This window comes from Flavobacterium piscinae, assembly GCF_004122145.1.
Lineage (GTDB): Bacteria > Bacteroidota > Bacteroidia > Flavobacteriales > Flavobacteriaceae > Flavobacterium > Flavobacterium piscinae.
On record NZ_SBKQ01000001.1, the window covers coordinates 322955 to 338575 of the forward strand.

Annotated in this window: 11 protein-coding genes; 5 read left to right on the forward strand and 6 right to left on the reverse strand. The window is 34.7% G+C overall.

Annotated elements, in window-relative coordinates; translation table 11 throughout:
* Positions 1-16 precede the first annotated feature (16 nt).
* The 6 genes from EQG68_RS01290 to EQG68_RS01315 all read right to left on the reverse strand — a co-directional run bounded on the left by EQG68_RS01290 (position 17) and on the right by EQG68_RS01315 (position 6221).
* Complete coding sequence (locus tag EQG68_RS01290; RefSeq protein WP_129462981.1) at positions 17-811, reverse strand: energy transducer TonB; 795 nt, start codon at positions 809-811, stop codon at positions 17-19.
* 9 nt (positions 812-820) lie between these two features.
* Positions 821-1645 carry a thymidylate synthase gene (locus EQG68_RS01295; protein ID WP_129462982.1) on the reverse strand — a complete coding sequence of 275 codons (825 nt, stop codon included), beginning with the start codon at positions 1643-1645 and terminating at the stop codon, positions 821-823.
* 347 nt (positions 1646-1992) lie between these two features.
* The gene (locus EQG68_RS01300) at positions 1993-3651 is read right to left on the reverse strand and encodes a NupC/NupG family nucleoside CNT transporter (RefSeq protein ID WP_129462983.1); all 1659 of its coding nucleotides are present in this window, start codon (positions 3649-3651) and stop codon (positions 1993-1995) included.
* Positions 3652-3677: 26 nt separating this feature from the next.
* Entirely contained in the window at positions 3678-4301 is a 624-nt protein-coding gene (locus EQG68_RS01305; RefSeq protein ID WP_129462984.1) for a bifunctional nuclease family protein, read from the reverse strand.
* Positions 4302-4430: 129 nt separating this feature from the next.
* Complete coding sequence (locus tag EQG68_RS01310; protein WP_129462985.1) at positions 4431-5399, reverse strand: electron transfer flavoprotein subunit alpha/FixB family protein; 969 nt, start codon at positions 5397-5399, stop codon at positions 4431-4433.
* Positions 5400-5474: 75 nt separating this feature from the next.
* A complete protein-coding gene (locus EQG68_RS01315; protein WP_129462986.1) occupies positions 5475-6221 on the reverse strand; it encodes an electron transfer flavoprotein subunit beta/FixA family protein in 747 nt (248 codons plus the stop codon).
* A gap of 261 nt (positions 6222-6482) precedes the next feature.
* Here EQG68_RS01315 and EQG68_RS01320 point away from each other — a divergent pair, with 261 nt between their 5' ends.
* From EQG68_RS01320 to EQG68_RS01340, 5 genes are all read left to right on the forward strand, one after another.
* The gene (locus EQG68_RS01320) at positions 6483-7460 is read left to right on the forward strand and encodes a pyruvate dehydrogenase complex E1 component subunit beta (RefSeq protein ID WP_129462987.1); all 978 of its coding nucleotides are present in this window, start codon (positions 6483-6485) and stop codon (positions 7458-7460) included.
* A gap of 69 nt (positions 7461-7529) precedes the next feature.
* Positions 7530-10010, forward strand: a complete 2481-nt coding sequence (locus EQG68_RS01325) for a DUF5686 and carboxypeptidase-like regulatory domain-containing protein (protein ID WP_129462988.1) — start codon at positions 7530-7532, stop codon at positions 10008-10010.
* A gap of 147 nt (positions 10011-10157) precedes the next feature.
* A complete protein-coding gene (locus tag EQG68_RS01330) occupies positions 10158-10688 on the forward strand; it encodes an inorganic diphosphatase (protein WP_129462989.1) in 531 nt (176 codons plus the stop codon).
* A gap of 111 nt (positions 10689-10799) precedes the next feature.
* Positions 10800-13271 (forward strand): sodium-translocating pyrophosphatase, encoded by a 2472-nt coding sequence (locus EQG68_RS01335; RefSeq protein ID WP_129462990.1) that lies wholly within the window; start codon positions 10800-10802, stop codon positions 13269-13271.
* A gap of 84 nt (positions 13272-13355) precedes the next feature.
* Positions 13356-15620: a glycoside hydrolase family 20 protein gene (locus tag EQG68_RS01340; protein ID WP_129462991.1), complete on the forward strand. Its 2265-nt coding sequence runs from the start codon at positions 13356-13358 to the stop codon at positions 15618-15620.
* The last annotated feature ends 1 nt before the right edge of the window (position 15621 follow it).

The window sequence follows — 15621 nt, forward strand, 5'->3', positions numbered from 1 at the left end:
ATTAGTTATTAATAATTTAGTCAAGTTTAAAAGTAATTGGGATACTAAAAGAAACTTTTACAGGAACTCCTTTAATTGTAGCATTAACTAATTTAGGTATTTTATTTAAGATTCTTTGGGCTTCATCTTCTAAAATTTTATCAGGGCCATTTAATTCTTGTACAACTATTGACCCGTCTTTGTCAATATAAAATTTACAATCAACTCTCCCTTGTATTCCTTTTCTTAATGCCTTTTTTGGATAATTAAAATTTTTAACAATATGACTTGAAAAATACTTGTTAACACAACTTCTGATATCAGTCGAATTTTTACATTCTAAAGGATAAGGACTTTCAATGAACTTAAATTCTGATATATACTTCATTTCTTTCAATAGTTCATCACTGGCAATAAATAGTTTGTTGTCTGAATTTTTTACAAAAACAAATTCAAAACGTTTTGCTTTATTGGTGTCTTCAAGATTTTCATCGTCTGGATAGGGTTGTAATTGAAGTAAAAATTGAATTACTTTTACTTTCAATTCTTCGTTTATAAAGTCGATGTCAATGTCTTCTCTAATGGGTTTATTTGGACTATATACAAATGCAAAAGTTAAAGAAGCTTTGTTGTCAATCATTTTTTCTATAATATCATTTTCAATTTCAGGTGTAATTAATCCTAAAATTTCTTTTTCAAAAACTTCTCTTTCACAATCATAATAGTCTGATTCATTGTTGCATATATCCCTAAATGGAAAATATTTTTGGACTTTAATTTCCTGACTTAGCAAAGAAAAAGTAAATAAAAAAAAGAATATTGGATATCTCATAAGTAAATTTTAAACAGCCACTGCTCCTTTAATATGCGGATGCGGATCATATCCTTCCAACGTAAAATCGTCAAACGTAAAATCGAAAATGTTTTTTATTTCCGGATTAATGACCATTTTGGGCAATGGTCTTAGCTCACGTGAAAGTTGCAATTCCAATTGTTCGATGTGGTTGTTATAAATATGGGCATCACCAAAAGTGTGAATAAAATCACCGGGTTGTAGTTCGCAAACTTGTGCAATCATCATTGTAAGTAAAGCATACGAAGCGATATTAAAAGGAACACCTAAAAAAATATCGGCACTGCGTTGATACAATTGACAACTCAATTTTCCATCGGCCACATAAAATTGAAAAAAAGCATGACAAGGTGGAAGTGCCGCTTTACCATTGGCTACATTTTCAGAAAATGATTTGGAAGTATCCGGTAAAACAGAAGGATTCCATGCAGAAACCAACATTCTTCGACTATTTGGGTTTTTCTTTAACGTTTCTATTAATTCTGAAATTTGATCAATCTCTTCACTGTTCCAATTTCGCCATTGGTGTCCGTAAACCGGACCTAAATCACCCTTTTCATCCGCCCATTCATCCCAAATTTTTACGCCGTTTTCTTTTAAATAATTGATGTTGGTATCGCCTTTCAAAAACCATAACAACTCATAAATAATCGACTTTAAATGTAGCTTTTTGGTGGTGACCATCGGAAAACCTTCACTTAAATCAAAACGCATTTGATACCCAAAAACACTGATGGTTCCAGTTCCGGTTCGATCACCTTTTTGAGTTCCGTTTGCTAAAACGTGTTTAACGAGGTCGTGATACTGCTTCATTTTTTTCTGATTCTGTAATTATTAAATGTTTTGACTAAACTTGTTTCATATACAAGAACAAGTGTTGGTATACTAATAATAGCCGTTGAAATGATAATGTAATTTTCAAGTATAAAAAACAATACAATACTTAAAAGTAATCCAGCACAAAAACCAATTATTAAAAGATTTCTTGATACTTTACCAAATATATCATTTATGTGCGTCTTCTCTTTTCTTAAACAATTTATACAAGTCGTATCTTTAAAATCACCTTTATTCATTTGATAAGTTCCTCGATCACTTTCGCTTATTGAAACTTTATTTTCATGTTTGCAATGGTTGCAAATAAAATGATGTGTCATACGCTATCCAATTATCATTCCGGCTATTGTGGCAGAAAGTAAAGACGCTAAACTTCCGCCAATTACTGCTTTTAAACCAAATTCAGAAAGTGTTTTACGTTGTCCGGGAGCTAATGAACCAATTCCACCAATTTGAATTCCGATCGATGCAAAATTGGCAAATCCACATAACATATAGGTTGCCATAATGACCGATTTATCATACGTAAAATGAATGGCATTAGCAGCATTTTTTAATTCAGCCAATTGTATGTAACCTACAAATTCTGACGCAGCTAATTTTATTCCCAGTAATTGTCCCATTAGCATAACGTCTTCCTGAGCCACACCAATTAACCACATTAAGGGAGCAAAGACAATTCCTAAAATGGTTTCTAACGAAAATTTTGAATAAGGTGTATTTGCGGCAATAACTTCATTTAATCCGGACCATCCGCCAATCCAACCTAATGTGTAATTAATCATCGCAATAAATGCAATAAAAACCAATAACATGGCGGCTACATTAGCCGCTAATTTCAAACCTTCGGTTGTTCCGGTGGCAATAGCATCAAGTATATTTGAACCGATTTTTTCTTTAGAAACTTCAACATTGGTGTCGATAGCTTCCGTTTGTGGAAATAGCATTTTAGACACAACAATTGCACCGGGTGCGGCCATTACTGAAGCAGCAAGCAAGTGTTTAGCAAATTCCAAACGTAAAACAGGGTCGTTCCCACCAAGAAAGCCTATGTAAGCTGCTAAAACTCCTCCGGCAACTGTGGCCATTCCGCCGACCATTACTAAAAGAATTTCACTTTTATTCATTTTTTCCAAATAGGCTTTAATCATCAATGGAGCTTCGGTTTGACCTAAAAAGATATTTCCGGCTACCGATAAACTTTCTGCTCCTGAAATACCGAGAATTTTGGTTAAAAGCATCGCTAAACCTTTTACAACAATTTGTATAATTCCTAAATAAAATAACAATGAAGTTAACGCGGAAAAGAAAATAATGGTTGGTAAAACTTGGAATAGGAAGATGAAGCCGAAATTGTCTACATTCATCATGCCACCCAATAAAAATTCACTTCCGGCTCTAGTGAAATCCAAAACTTTTACGAATAATCCTCCAACGAATTCAAAAAGATTTTTTACAAATTCAACCTTTAATACTCCGATAGCTAAAACTAATTGAGCAAAAACACCTATTGCAACAGTTTTCCAATTAATCCCTTTTCGATTTGAACTAAATACAAAAGCTAAGGTTAACAGCGAAATCATTCCTAATATTCCTTTCCATAAACTGGTCATTGAAAAACCTTCACTGGCAATGAGTTTTGCTTTACTTTGAACCGGTTTTATTTTATTAGAAGAAAAAAATGAATACGCTTTGTCTTTTGATTTTAAGGTTAAAAGCGAATCTGATTTTGAGGTGATGGTAAATCGTTTAGTTGGTGCATCGGAACCATTTTCAAACAAAAAAAGATAATTATCCTGTACTAAATAATCACCTTTTTGAGCAAGGCTATCGGAAGTGATTTTGAGTTCATAACCACCTTCTTTTAGTTCTAAATAATCCGTTTCAGAAGAACTTAATTGCCATTTTTTTTCAAGTTCTTGTGCATTTAAACCAACTGATAAAAGTATAGTTAAAGCAAGTAAAAATATTTTTTTATACATTTTATAAGGTATAGATGTTGGATTATTTAAGATTCTTTTTTTGAGATTTCATCTCTTATCTTAGCCGCTTTTTCATAGTCTTCGTTTTGTACGGCTTCATTTAACAATTCATATAATTCTTGAACACTTTTTCCGGTGTAACTGTCTTTCGGAGTGGTTTCTTCAGTGCCAAACGTTTCAGGCGTACTTAAAACACCGTCGTTGTCTTCGTTGGCATTTTCCGGTTCCATTGAATTTCCTTTCAGGTAAACCCCCGCCTTATCTAAAATATTTTTGTAAGTAAAAATGGGAGCATTGAAACGCAAAGCCAAAGCAATAGCATCAGAAGTTCGAGCATCAATAATCTCTTCGATTTTGTCGCGTTCACAAATAATACTCGAATAAAAAACACCATCCACTAATTTATGAATAATCACTTGTTTCACCACAATATCAAAACGGTCGGCAAAATTTTTAAACAAATCATGCGTGAGTGGGCGAGGTGGTTTTATTTCTTTTTCTAACGCAATGGCAATGGATTGAGCTTCAAAAGCACCAATAACAATGGGTAATTTTCGCTCTCCGTCCACTTCATTTAGAATCAATGCATAGGCACCGTTTTGGGTTTGGCTGTAAGAAATTCCTTTTATGGCTAGTTTAACAAGACTCATATTATGATGTTATAATGCACTAAAAATTATGCATTTATGCTTAATTAGTAATAAAAAAAAAGGGCTATCCAAACAAAGATACAACTATCTCGATTTAGATAGCCCAATGAGGGCACAATTTATAAAAAATTATGAATTTTGAGCTTTAAATTCTTTTAATTTTTGAGTCAATTTAGGAACAATTTCAAAAGCATCGCCAACCACTCCGTAATCGGCTACTTTAAAGAAAGGAGCTTCCGGATCAGAATTGATGACCACTTTAACTTTTGATGAATTTATTCCGGCAATATGTTGAATGGCTCCTGAAATTCCAATTGCAATGTATAAATTAGTAGCTACTGGTTTTCCGGTTTGTCCAACGTGCTCGCTGTGAGGTCTCCAACCTAAATCGGACACCGGTTTTGAACAAGCCGTGGCAGCACCTAAAACGGTTGCTAAATCTTCTACTAATGCCCAATTTTCGGGACCTTTTAATCCCCGACCGCCTGAAACTACCACTTCTGCATCGGCAATGGTTACTTTTCCGGTTACTTTTTCTACGCTTTCAACTTTCACATGAAAATCAGCATCATTTAAACTAGGCGAAAAATCTTCGGTTGATAAAGATGAATTACTTTCTACCAATCCATACGAGTTTTTAGCTAAACCTACTACTTTTACGTCGGTAGAAATTTCTGTTATATTAAAAGCTTTATTAGAAAAAGCATTTCTTTTCACTTGAAATGGCGAAATACTCAAAGGTAAACCAACAACATTAGAAGCATAACCCGCATCTAATCCAACTGTGACCAATGGAGCCAAATAAATACTGTCAGTTGTGGAAGAAAGTACAATCACTTTTGCTCCCTCTTTTTGAGCCGCTTGTTTAATTACATCAGCGTATGCTTTTGCATTAAAAGAAGATAATTTATCATTGCTTACTTTCAATACTTTATCCACACCGTATTTTGATAACTCTGAAACATCAGCGGTATTTATCGTTACAGCAGTTACCGATGTTCCTAAAGATTCAGCTACTTTTTTTGCATAGGAAGCCAATTCAAAAGCAACTTTCTTGAATTTCCCTTCTGCTGATTCTGCATATATTAATAATGACATAATTTTTTAGTTTTAAAAATTTAATAATGGTTTTATAGTTTAAGTGTCTGAACACTAAAAACTGAACACTGGTTACTAGATAACTTTTGCTTCGTTGTGCAATAAATTTACTAATTCGTCCAAATTGTCGGCACTAACTAATTTCACGGCAGATTTTGGAGCCGGTTTTTCAAATTTTACCGCTTTTGTATTCACATTAGTTGCAATCGGCTCCAATACGGTTAGAGCTTTCGTGCGTGCAGTCATAATCCCTCTCATGTTGGGGATTCTTAAATCTTTTTCTTCAACCAATCCTTTTTGTCCTCCAATAACTAAAGGTAAAGAAGCTGAAATAGTTTCTTTACCGCCATCAATTTCCCTAATTGCTTTAACAGAAGAACCATCAACTTTTACATCAATACATGAGTTTACAAAATTATAGCTTAACAATCCGGCAATCATTCCGGGAACCATTCCGCCATTATAATCTAAAGATTCTTTACCGCAAATCACTAAATCATATTGTCCTTGTTTGATCACTTCTGCTAATTGTTTGGCTACAAAAAACCCGTCAGTTGGATTAGCATTTACACGAATTGCTTCATTTGCTCCAATCGCTAATGCTTTTCTTAAGGTTGGCTCTGTATCAGGGCCGCCGACATTAACCACAGTTACGTTTGCTCCTTGTTGCTCTTGTAACCAAATGGCTCGAGTTAAACCAAATTCATCATTCGGATTGATAACAAATTGCACTCCATTTGTGTCAAATTCAGAGTCGCCGTTTGTAAAATTAATTTTTGAAGTAGTATCAGGTACATGACTGATGCAAACTAATATTTTCATATAATAGGTTTAAATTATTTTTCGGTACGAAAGTACAAATAAATTTTCGAATTTTAGTATGCGTGCATAATATTTTTTCAGTATTATATCGTTTTCGTAGGGTATTATAATTGTTTTTTAATTTTTTTCTCTCAACTATTGCGAATTCTAAATTAAAATAACACAAAAAATTGTCAACTATTTTACTCTCAAAATATGCATTAAAGTGATTTTAAATTTTTATTTTTGCCTTTCGTTAAAAAGACTTAAGAAAATAGAGATATGAGAACAATTCAATTCAGAGAAGCAATTTGTGAGGCCATGAGCGAAGAAATGCGTCGTGACGAAAGCATTTATTTAATGGGTGAAGAAGTAGCAGAATATAATGGGGCTTACAAAGCTTCAAAAGGAATGTTAGATGAATTTGGACCCAAAAGAGTAATTGATACTCCAATTGCAGAGCTAGGTTTTGCAGGGATTGCTGTAGGTTCAGCTATGAATGGTTGCCGCCCGATTGTTGAATTCATGACGTTTAATTTCTCTTTGGTTGGAATTGACCAAATTATTAACAACGCAGCCAAAATGCGTCAAATGTCAGCGGGACAATTTCCTATGCCAATGGTTTTTAGAGGACCAACAGCTTCTGCCGGACAATTAGCTGCTACACACTCGCAAGCTTTTGAAAATTGGTTTGCCAATACACCGGGTTTAAAAGTTGTGGTTCCATCGAATCCGTATGATGCAAAGGGATTACTTAAATCGGCTATACGTGATAATGACCCGGTTATATTCATGGAGTCAGAACAAATGTATGGAGACAAAATGGAAGTGCCGGAAGGAGAATATACCATTCCACTTGGCGTTGCTGATATTAAAAGAGCAGGTTCTGATGTAACCATTGTTTCTTTTGGAAAAATAATTAAAGAAGCTTATGCAGCCGCAGATGAATTAGCTAAAGAAGGAATTTTATGTGAAATCATCGACTTAAGAACGGTTCGTCCGATGGATTATGATGCCATTTTAAATTCGGTTAAAAAAACGAATCGTTTAGTTGTTTTAGAAGAGGCATGGCCCTTTGCCAGTGTGGCCTCAGAAATAACCTATATGGTTCAAGAAAGAGCATTTGATTATTTAGATGCTCCGGTTCAAAGAATAACTACAGCCGATACTCCGGCTCCTTACTCACCGTCTTTATTAAAAGAATGGTTGCCAAATTCAAATGATGTAATTAAAGCAGTTAAAAAGGTTTTGTATAAATAATTAAAATAAAAACTATATTTGAAACTTCATCAACGTGTTATTTGATGAAGTTTTTTTTTACAAATTGCAATGAAAATTAAAAGCCTACTTTTTTTATTTTTACTTTTTTCGGCCTCAATGATTGCTCAAACCAAAGTAAGTGGCATTGTTGTGGATGAAAACAACGACCCTATTCCATTTGCCAATGTTTATTTCAAAAACTCCACTGAAGGAGTAATTACAAATGAAAATGGGCGATTTTATTTAGAATCTCAAAAAAGTTATGGAGTTTTAGTTGTCTCATTTATTGGTTATACCGCTCAAGATGTAAAACTTGAAAAAGCGGTAACCTATAACATGAAAGTAACTTTAACGGAAGGAGAAACACTTCGAGAAGTGGTTTTAGTTTCCGGAAAATTGTCCAAAAAAAATAATCCGGCTATTGATATTCTTCGCAAAATTTGGGAAAGAAAACGGAAAAATGGTTTAAGACAATTCAACCAATACCAATATGATAAATACGAAAAAGTAGAGTTTGATCTTAATACCATCGATAGTGCAACTATGAAAAGTAGGGTCTTCAGAGGGATGGAATTCGTTTTTGAACAAATGGATACTTCGGCAATTACCGGAAAAACCTATTTGCCGATATTTATAAATGAATCGCTTTCAGAAGTTTATGGAGATAATGTTTCCAACCGTGAAAAGGAAATTCTTAAAGCCAATAAAAATTCAGGTTTTAGCAATAATCAACAAATTATTGCTTTTGTGAAAGATTTATATGCCGATTATGATATTTATGATAATTACCTGAAGTTTTTCGATAAAGATTTTGTGAGTCCATTGTCCAGAACCGGAATTGATGTCTACAATTATGCTTTAACCGATAGTATGTATATTGATAATAAATGGTGTTATAACATAGTTTATTATCCCCGTAGAAAAGGCGAACTTACATTTAAAGGGGATTTTTGGGTGAATGATACCACGTTTGCCATCAAAAACATCAACATGGCCGTGACCAAAAGTGCGAACATCAACTGGGTCAAAGAAATTTACATTGAACAAGATTTTGAAGTAGTTAGTGATTCGGTATTCTTATTAAAAAGAGACCACATGATGTCTGATTTTGCTTTTAACAAAAAAGAAGAATCTCAGGGTGTTTATGGTAAACGAACAACGTTGTTTAAAAATCATCAATTCAACATCGAAAAACCTAAAGAATTCTATAAAGAAGAAGTCAATTTTATTGATAATGAAGTCTATAGTCGCTCTGATGAATATTGGCATGAAAACCGATTTGAGAATTTGAGTAAAGACGAATTGGGGGTTTACAAAATGCTTGACACACTCAAAACTGTGAAAAAATTCAAGCAAATGTATGATTTGGTTGCCATTTTAGGTAGTGGCTACATTCAAAAAGGTAATTTTGACATTGGTCCGATTTTTTCAACCTTTGGTTATAATGAAGTGGAAGGGTTTCGCCTTCGTGCAGGCGGTAGAACTTATTTTGGTCAAAATGATCCATGGCGTTTGCAATTTTATACCGCTTACGGATTTGAAGATAACCAATTTAAATATGGTGTTTCCGGAAAGGTATTATTGAACAAGCGAAATCGACTCATTCTCGAAGGTGGGAATAGGCGAGATATTGAACAAATTGGAGCCAGTTTGACCACCACAAACAACGTACTCGGGAGAAGTTTTGCGTCCAACGGATTGTTTATGGCCGGAGCCAATGACAACTTGACAAGCATCAATTTAAGTATGGTTTCTTTCAATATTGAGCCCATTAAAAACCTAACTTTTGAAACCGGTTTTTCCTATCGAACCTTAAAACCTGCTTGGGATAAATTTAGTTTAGCTTATTTTTCACCTGATTCACCAACAGGAATAAAAAGCGAAGTAGCTCAATCTGAGATTAATTTTTCCGTAGATTATACACCCCGAAGAAAAACGGTTGGGTATGGCGTTGAAAGAAGTATTGTAGATAGCCCATTCACAAGAATTTTTGTTAATTATAGCCAAGGACTAAAAGGTGTTTTTGACAGTGATTTCGATTATCAAAAAATACAATTATACATCAAGCAACCAATTTTAGTGGGCGGTTTCGGACGATTAAATGTTATTACAGAAGCTGGAAAAACGTTTGGGGAGGTGCCGCTTGGTTTGATGAGTGTTGTCCCGGGAAACCAATCGTATTTTTTAATTGAAAACACTTTCAATAACTTAAATTTCTATGAGTTTGTAACGGATGAATATGCAACGTTGCAATTGGAACATCATTTTTTAGGTCGAATATTATCGAGAATTCCGGGGTTAAGAGATTTAAATTTGCGAGAAATTGTTGGTGTAAAAGCGGTTGTTGGAACAGTCTCTGATGCAAACCGAGCTTTAAATGCTTCGGGATTGAACTATTTGTCACCGGATAAACCGTATTGGGAATACAGTGCCGGAATCGGAAATATCTTCAAAGTCTTCCGTATCGACTGTTCTTGGCGAGGAAATTACCGCCATCTTCCCGATGCAAATAATTTTACAATCAAAGGTTCATTTGGATTTTATTTTTAATTCAAAAATATTTCTATTCATTTTTTTCATTGTTTCTAAAACTTTACAGACAATGTTGTTAAATCCTTAAAAGTTGTTTACAAGCATCACTTTTAAAGATAAGGCCTTACCTTTGTAGCCCTATTTTTTTGTAAATAAAACAACTATATGAGTGCAGCAAAACAAAAATCATTCGATGTGTTAATCGAAATACCAAAAGGAAGTCGAAATAAATATGAATACGATTTTGAATTAAAAAAAATCCGTTATGATCGAATGATTTTTTCTTCGATGATGTATCCTGCCGATTATGGTTTTATACCGGAAACGTTAGCATTAGATGGAGACCCATTAGATGTATTGGTTTTGGTCACAGAACCTACTTTCCCGGGTTGTGTGATGGAAGTAAAACCAATTGGTGTTTTCCACATGGCAGACGAAAAAGGACCGGATGAAAAAGTGATTTGTGTGCCGGTTTCCGACCCAATTTGGAATAAATTAAACGATTTATCCGATGTTAATCCACATTTATTGAAGGAGATTGAACATTTTTTCCAAGTGTACAAAGATTTAGAGCAGAAAAAAGTGGATGTAGAAGGCTGGGGAGATGTCACCGAAGCGAAAGAAATTATAGAAAAATGTGTCGATCGCTTTACAAATTTGGAAAACAAAACGGCTGGTTTGTTTAGTATTCGTTAAAGAATTTACTGTTTTAGTAAAAAAAGCAACATTCTAATTGGAATTGTTGCTTTTTTTTATTCCTATTTTGTTACTTTTGCAATCGTTAAAAAAATTATAAAATACATTTTTATGGATTCAATTATGATTTATGTGCCGTTAATCATGGCATTAATTGGTTTAGCATTTATGTGGGCCAAAAGAGCATGGGTTTTAAAGCAAGATGCCGGTGATGGTAAAATGAAAGAGATTTCAGATTACATTTACGAAGGTGCTTTGGCCTTTCTTAAAGCGGAATATCGATTATTAACTTTCTTTGTTTTTGGAGCAAGTATTGCTTTAGCAGGAATATCGTTTATCGTTCCAACCACACATATATTAATAGTAGTAGCGTTTATTTTCGGAGCAGTTTTCTCTGCTTTAGCCGGAAATATGGGAATGAAAATTGCTACCAAAACAAATGTAAGAACTACGCAAGCTGCTCGTACGAGTTTGCCACAAGCTTTAAAAGTATCTTTTGGTGGTGGAACCGTAATGGGATTAGGTGTAGCCGGTTTAGCTGTTTTAGGTTTAACAGGTTTCTTTATCATATTATTCCATTTCTTTATGAAAGGAACTTGGACTTCAACAGATGACATGACCATTGTGTTGGAAACTTTAGCCGGATTCTCTCTTGGTGCTGAATCAATTGCATTATTCGCTCGTGTCGGTGGTGGAATTTATACTAAAGCCGCCGATGTTGGTGCCGATTTAGTAGGTAAAGTAGAAGCCGGAATCCCGGAGGATGATCCACGTAATCCTGCAACTATTGCGGATAACGTTGGTGATAATGTAGGAGACGTAGCCGGTATGGGTGCCGATTTGTTCGGTTCCTATGTAGCAACCGTTTTGGCAGCAATGGTTTTAGGAAATTATGTGATTAAAGATATGGGTGGTTCTATAGAAGATGCTTTCGGTGGAATCGGACCAATTTTATTACCAATGGCCATTGCCGGGTTCGGAATTTTATTCTCGATCATCGGAACCATGATGGTAAAAATTAAAGATAACAATGCTAAAGAAAAAGAAGTACAAGGTGCTTTAAACATTGGAAACTGGGTTTCAATTGCATTGACTGCTGTTTCGTGTTTTGTATTGGTAAAATACATGTTGCCAGAAACCATGAATATGGAATTCTTTGGAGAAGGATTAAAAGAAATTTCATCCATGCGAGTATTCTACGCCACCATTGTTGGATTATTTGTAGGGGGTGTTATTTCATCGGTAACAGAATATTACACAGGTTTAGGTACAAAACCTGTTTTGGCGATTGTACAAAAATCATCAACCGGAGCAGGAACAAACGTAATTGCCGGTTTAGCAACGGGTATGATTTCTACTTTCCCAACGGTGTTAATTTTTGCAGGAGCTATTTGGGCTTCGTATGCGTTAGCAGGTTTTTATGGTGTGGCTTTAGCTGCTTCTGCGATGATGGCTACCACAGCAATGCAGTTAGCTATTGATGCTTTCGGACCAATTTCTGATAATGCCGGTGGTATTGCCGAAATGAGTGAATTACCTAAAGAAGTTCGTACGCGTACCGATATTTTAGATTCTGTTGGAAACACAACTGCGGCAACCGGAAAAGGATTTGCAATTGCTTCTGCAGCGTTAACTTCGTTAGCTTTATTTGCTGCGTATGTAACGTTTACAGGAATCGACGGAATCAACATTTTTAAAGCTCCGGTTTTAGCGATGTTGTTTGTGGGTGGAATGATTCCGGTGGTTTTCTCTGCTTTGGCAATGAATTCAGTTGGAAAAGCTGCTATGGACATGGTGTATGAAGTTCGTCGTCAGTTCAAAGAAATTCCGGGAATCATGGAAGGTAAAAATAAACCCGAATATGGCAAATGTGTGGAAATTTCAACGAAAGCCGCTTTACGTGAAATGATGTTACCGGGTATTTTAACGATTGGTTTCCCAATATTAATTGCGGTTTTACCAATGTTGTTAGGATATGACAATAAATTAATTGCCGAAATGTTAGGGGGTTACATGGCCGGAGTTACCGTTTCGGGTGTGCTTTGGGCTGTATTCCAAAACAATGCCGGTGGTGCTTGGGATAATGCTAAAAAATCTTTCGAAGCCGGTGTAATGATTAATGGTGAAATGACCTACAAAGGTTCCGATGCTCACAAAGCAGCCGTAACCGGAGATACCGTGGGTGATCCATTTAAAGATACTTCCGGTCCATCGATGAATATTTTAATCAAATTAACGTGTTTAATTGGATTGGTAATTGCCCCAATTTTAGGAGGTCATGATGCAACAACCATTACTGAAAAGCCAGGTTGTTGTTCTGAAACAGAAATGTGTGCTTCAATGACTAAAGAAGAATGTATTGAAAAAGGTTGTACGAACAAGAATTGTAAGTACATGAATGAAAACACAAAAGAAATTTCTAAAAATGTTTCAATAGAAAAATCTGTCAACGCTGATGGAAAAGTAGTGGCTTCTGTTTCAGTTTCCACTACAGAAAATGGTGAAACAAAATCAGACACTATAACTTTTGAAGGAACTGACGAAGAAGTAACTGCAAAAATAGAAGCGTTTAAAAAACAATAAATTGTTCTGATAAACATAAAAAAATGCCTTGCAACTGCGAGGCATTTTTATTTTTACTAAATTTAGCGTGAACAAAGAACTATCATGACTAAATTTTTTCTTTCTATCTTTCTGTTTCTATCCTTTTTGGGATATAGTCAAGAAAATTTACCACTTATTCCAATTCCTAAACAAATTGAAGTCACGAATGAGTATTTTGAACTTGATAAAAACACAGTCATTTTTTCTTCGGAGATAAATTCTTTTGAAGCAATATTTCTAAAGGAAAATATTAAGATGAAAACGGGTTTAGATATACAAATTACTTCTTCTTATCCAAAAGGGAAAAGTATTCAAATGTCCATTCAAATTCCTGATACAATTGGATTTGATAAAGAAAAATATCAAGTTTCAATTTCTAAAAATAGTGTTCGATTTTCTTCCTTTTCTAGTCAAGGAATATTTTACGGGATTCAAACTTTTTTACAATCTATTCCTTATCAAAAATCTGATAATGTAAAAATTCCGTGTTTAACAATCGTTGACGAACCAAAATACAAATGGAGAGGAATGCACCTCGATGTGTCTCGTCATTTTTTTTCCATTGATTTTATTAAAAAGTACATTGACTATATAGCCATGTATAAAATGAACATGTTTCATTGGCATTTAACCGACGACCAAGGATGGCGAATTGAGATAAAAAAATATCCAAAACTTACCGAAATTGGAGCTTGGCGAAACGGTTCCATGGTTGGGCATTATAACGAACAACGATTTAATACGGTTCGTTATGGAGGTTATTATTCACAAGAAGAAATCAAAGAGGTAGTCAATTATGCACAACAACGCCATGTGACAATTGTTCCAGAAATAGAAATGCCCGGTCATTCCTTAGCTGCCTTAGCCGCCTATCCGGAATATTCCTGTACAGGTGGACCTTTTGAAGTTGCAAAAGGATGGGGCGTTTTGGATGATGTTTTTTGTCCAAAAGATGGAACATTTTCTTTTTTAGAGAATATTTTATCAGAGGTGATGGATTTGTTTCCTTCTAAATACCTTCACATTGGTGGTGATGAAAGTCCGAAAATTAGATGGAAAAACTGCTCTCATTGCCAGACTTTAATAAGAAAAGAAGGTTTAAAAGACGAACATGAATTACAAAGTTATTTCATTCAACGAATTGAAAAATTTGTCAATTCTAAAGGGCGAAAAATAATCGGTTGGGATGAAATTCTCGAAGGCGGACTCGCTCCAAATGCCGCTGTAATGAGTTGGCGTGGCACTGAAGGCGGAATTACTGCTGCGAAGCAAAAGCATTTTGTGGTGATGACACCAGGATCACATTGCTATTTTGATCATTATCAAGGCGATCCAAAGAATGAACCAATTGCCTTTGGAGGATATACGCCAGTTGAAAAAGTGTATTCTTTTAATCCAACGCCAAATGAATTATCAAAGGAAGAAGTAACCTATATTCTAGGTGCTCAAGCCAATGTTTGGACTGAATATATTGAAACACCTGAACATGTTGAATATATGATTATGCCAAGAATGGCCGCTCTTTCAGAGGTCTTGTGGGGAACTGCAAACGCTTCAGAGTATAAAAATTTTGAAAAGCGATTAATCAATCATTTTGATTTTTACGAAAAGAGTGGTATTAATTTTAGTAAAGCAATTTATGAAGTAACGACTGAAGTTTCTTCCGGGATAAAAGGTGTAGAATTTATTTTGAAAGCGGTTAATCCTAGCGGAATTCGTTTTACAACAGATGGTTCAGAACCATCTTATTATTCAGCAATGTATTCTAATCCCATTCCAATTACAAAGAGTGGATGTATTAAAGCAGCTTATTTTGAAAATGAAAAGCAAAAAAGTAACACCATTGAACAATGTTTTAATATCACTAAATCATCCGGAAAGAGAATTCAATTAGTACATCCACCACATGAAAATTATGGTATTGGTGGAAGCTTTACTTTAGTGGACGGAATGAAAGGAAATCCTTCCAAGTTTGGAAGAGATTGGCTCGGGTTTTCAGGAAAAGATGTCATCGCTACTATTGATTTAGAGAAAGTTGAACCTATTTCAAAAATAAAATTGAATGTTTTGAAAAGCACAGGAAGTTGGATTTATTATCCGAAAGAAATTGAGTTTATGGCTTCTGAAGATGGTTTGAAATACATTTCAATTAAAAAGTTTTCATCTGCAGAAATCGAAAAGTTGAACGGTACTATTGAAGAATTATGTAAAAATGTACAAGCAAAATACATTAAAATAATAGCAAAGAATTTAGGCATAATTCCGGACGGAAATCCGGGTGCAGGTGCCAATGCTTGGTTATTTATCGATGAAATTTCAATTGAATAAT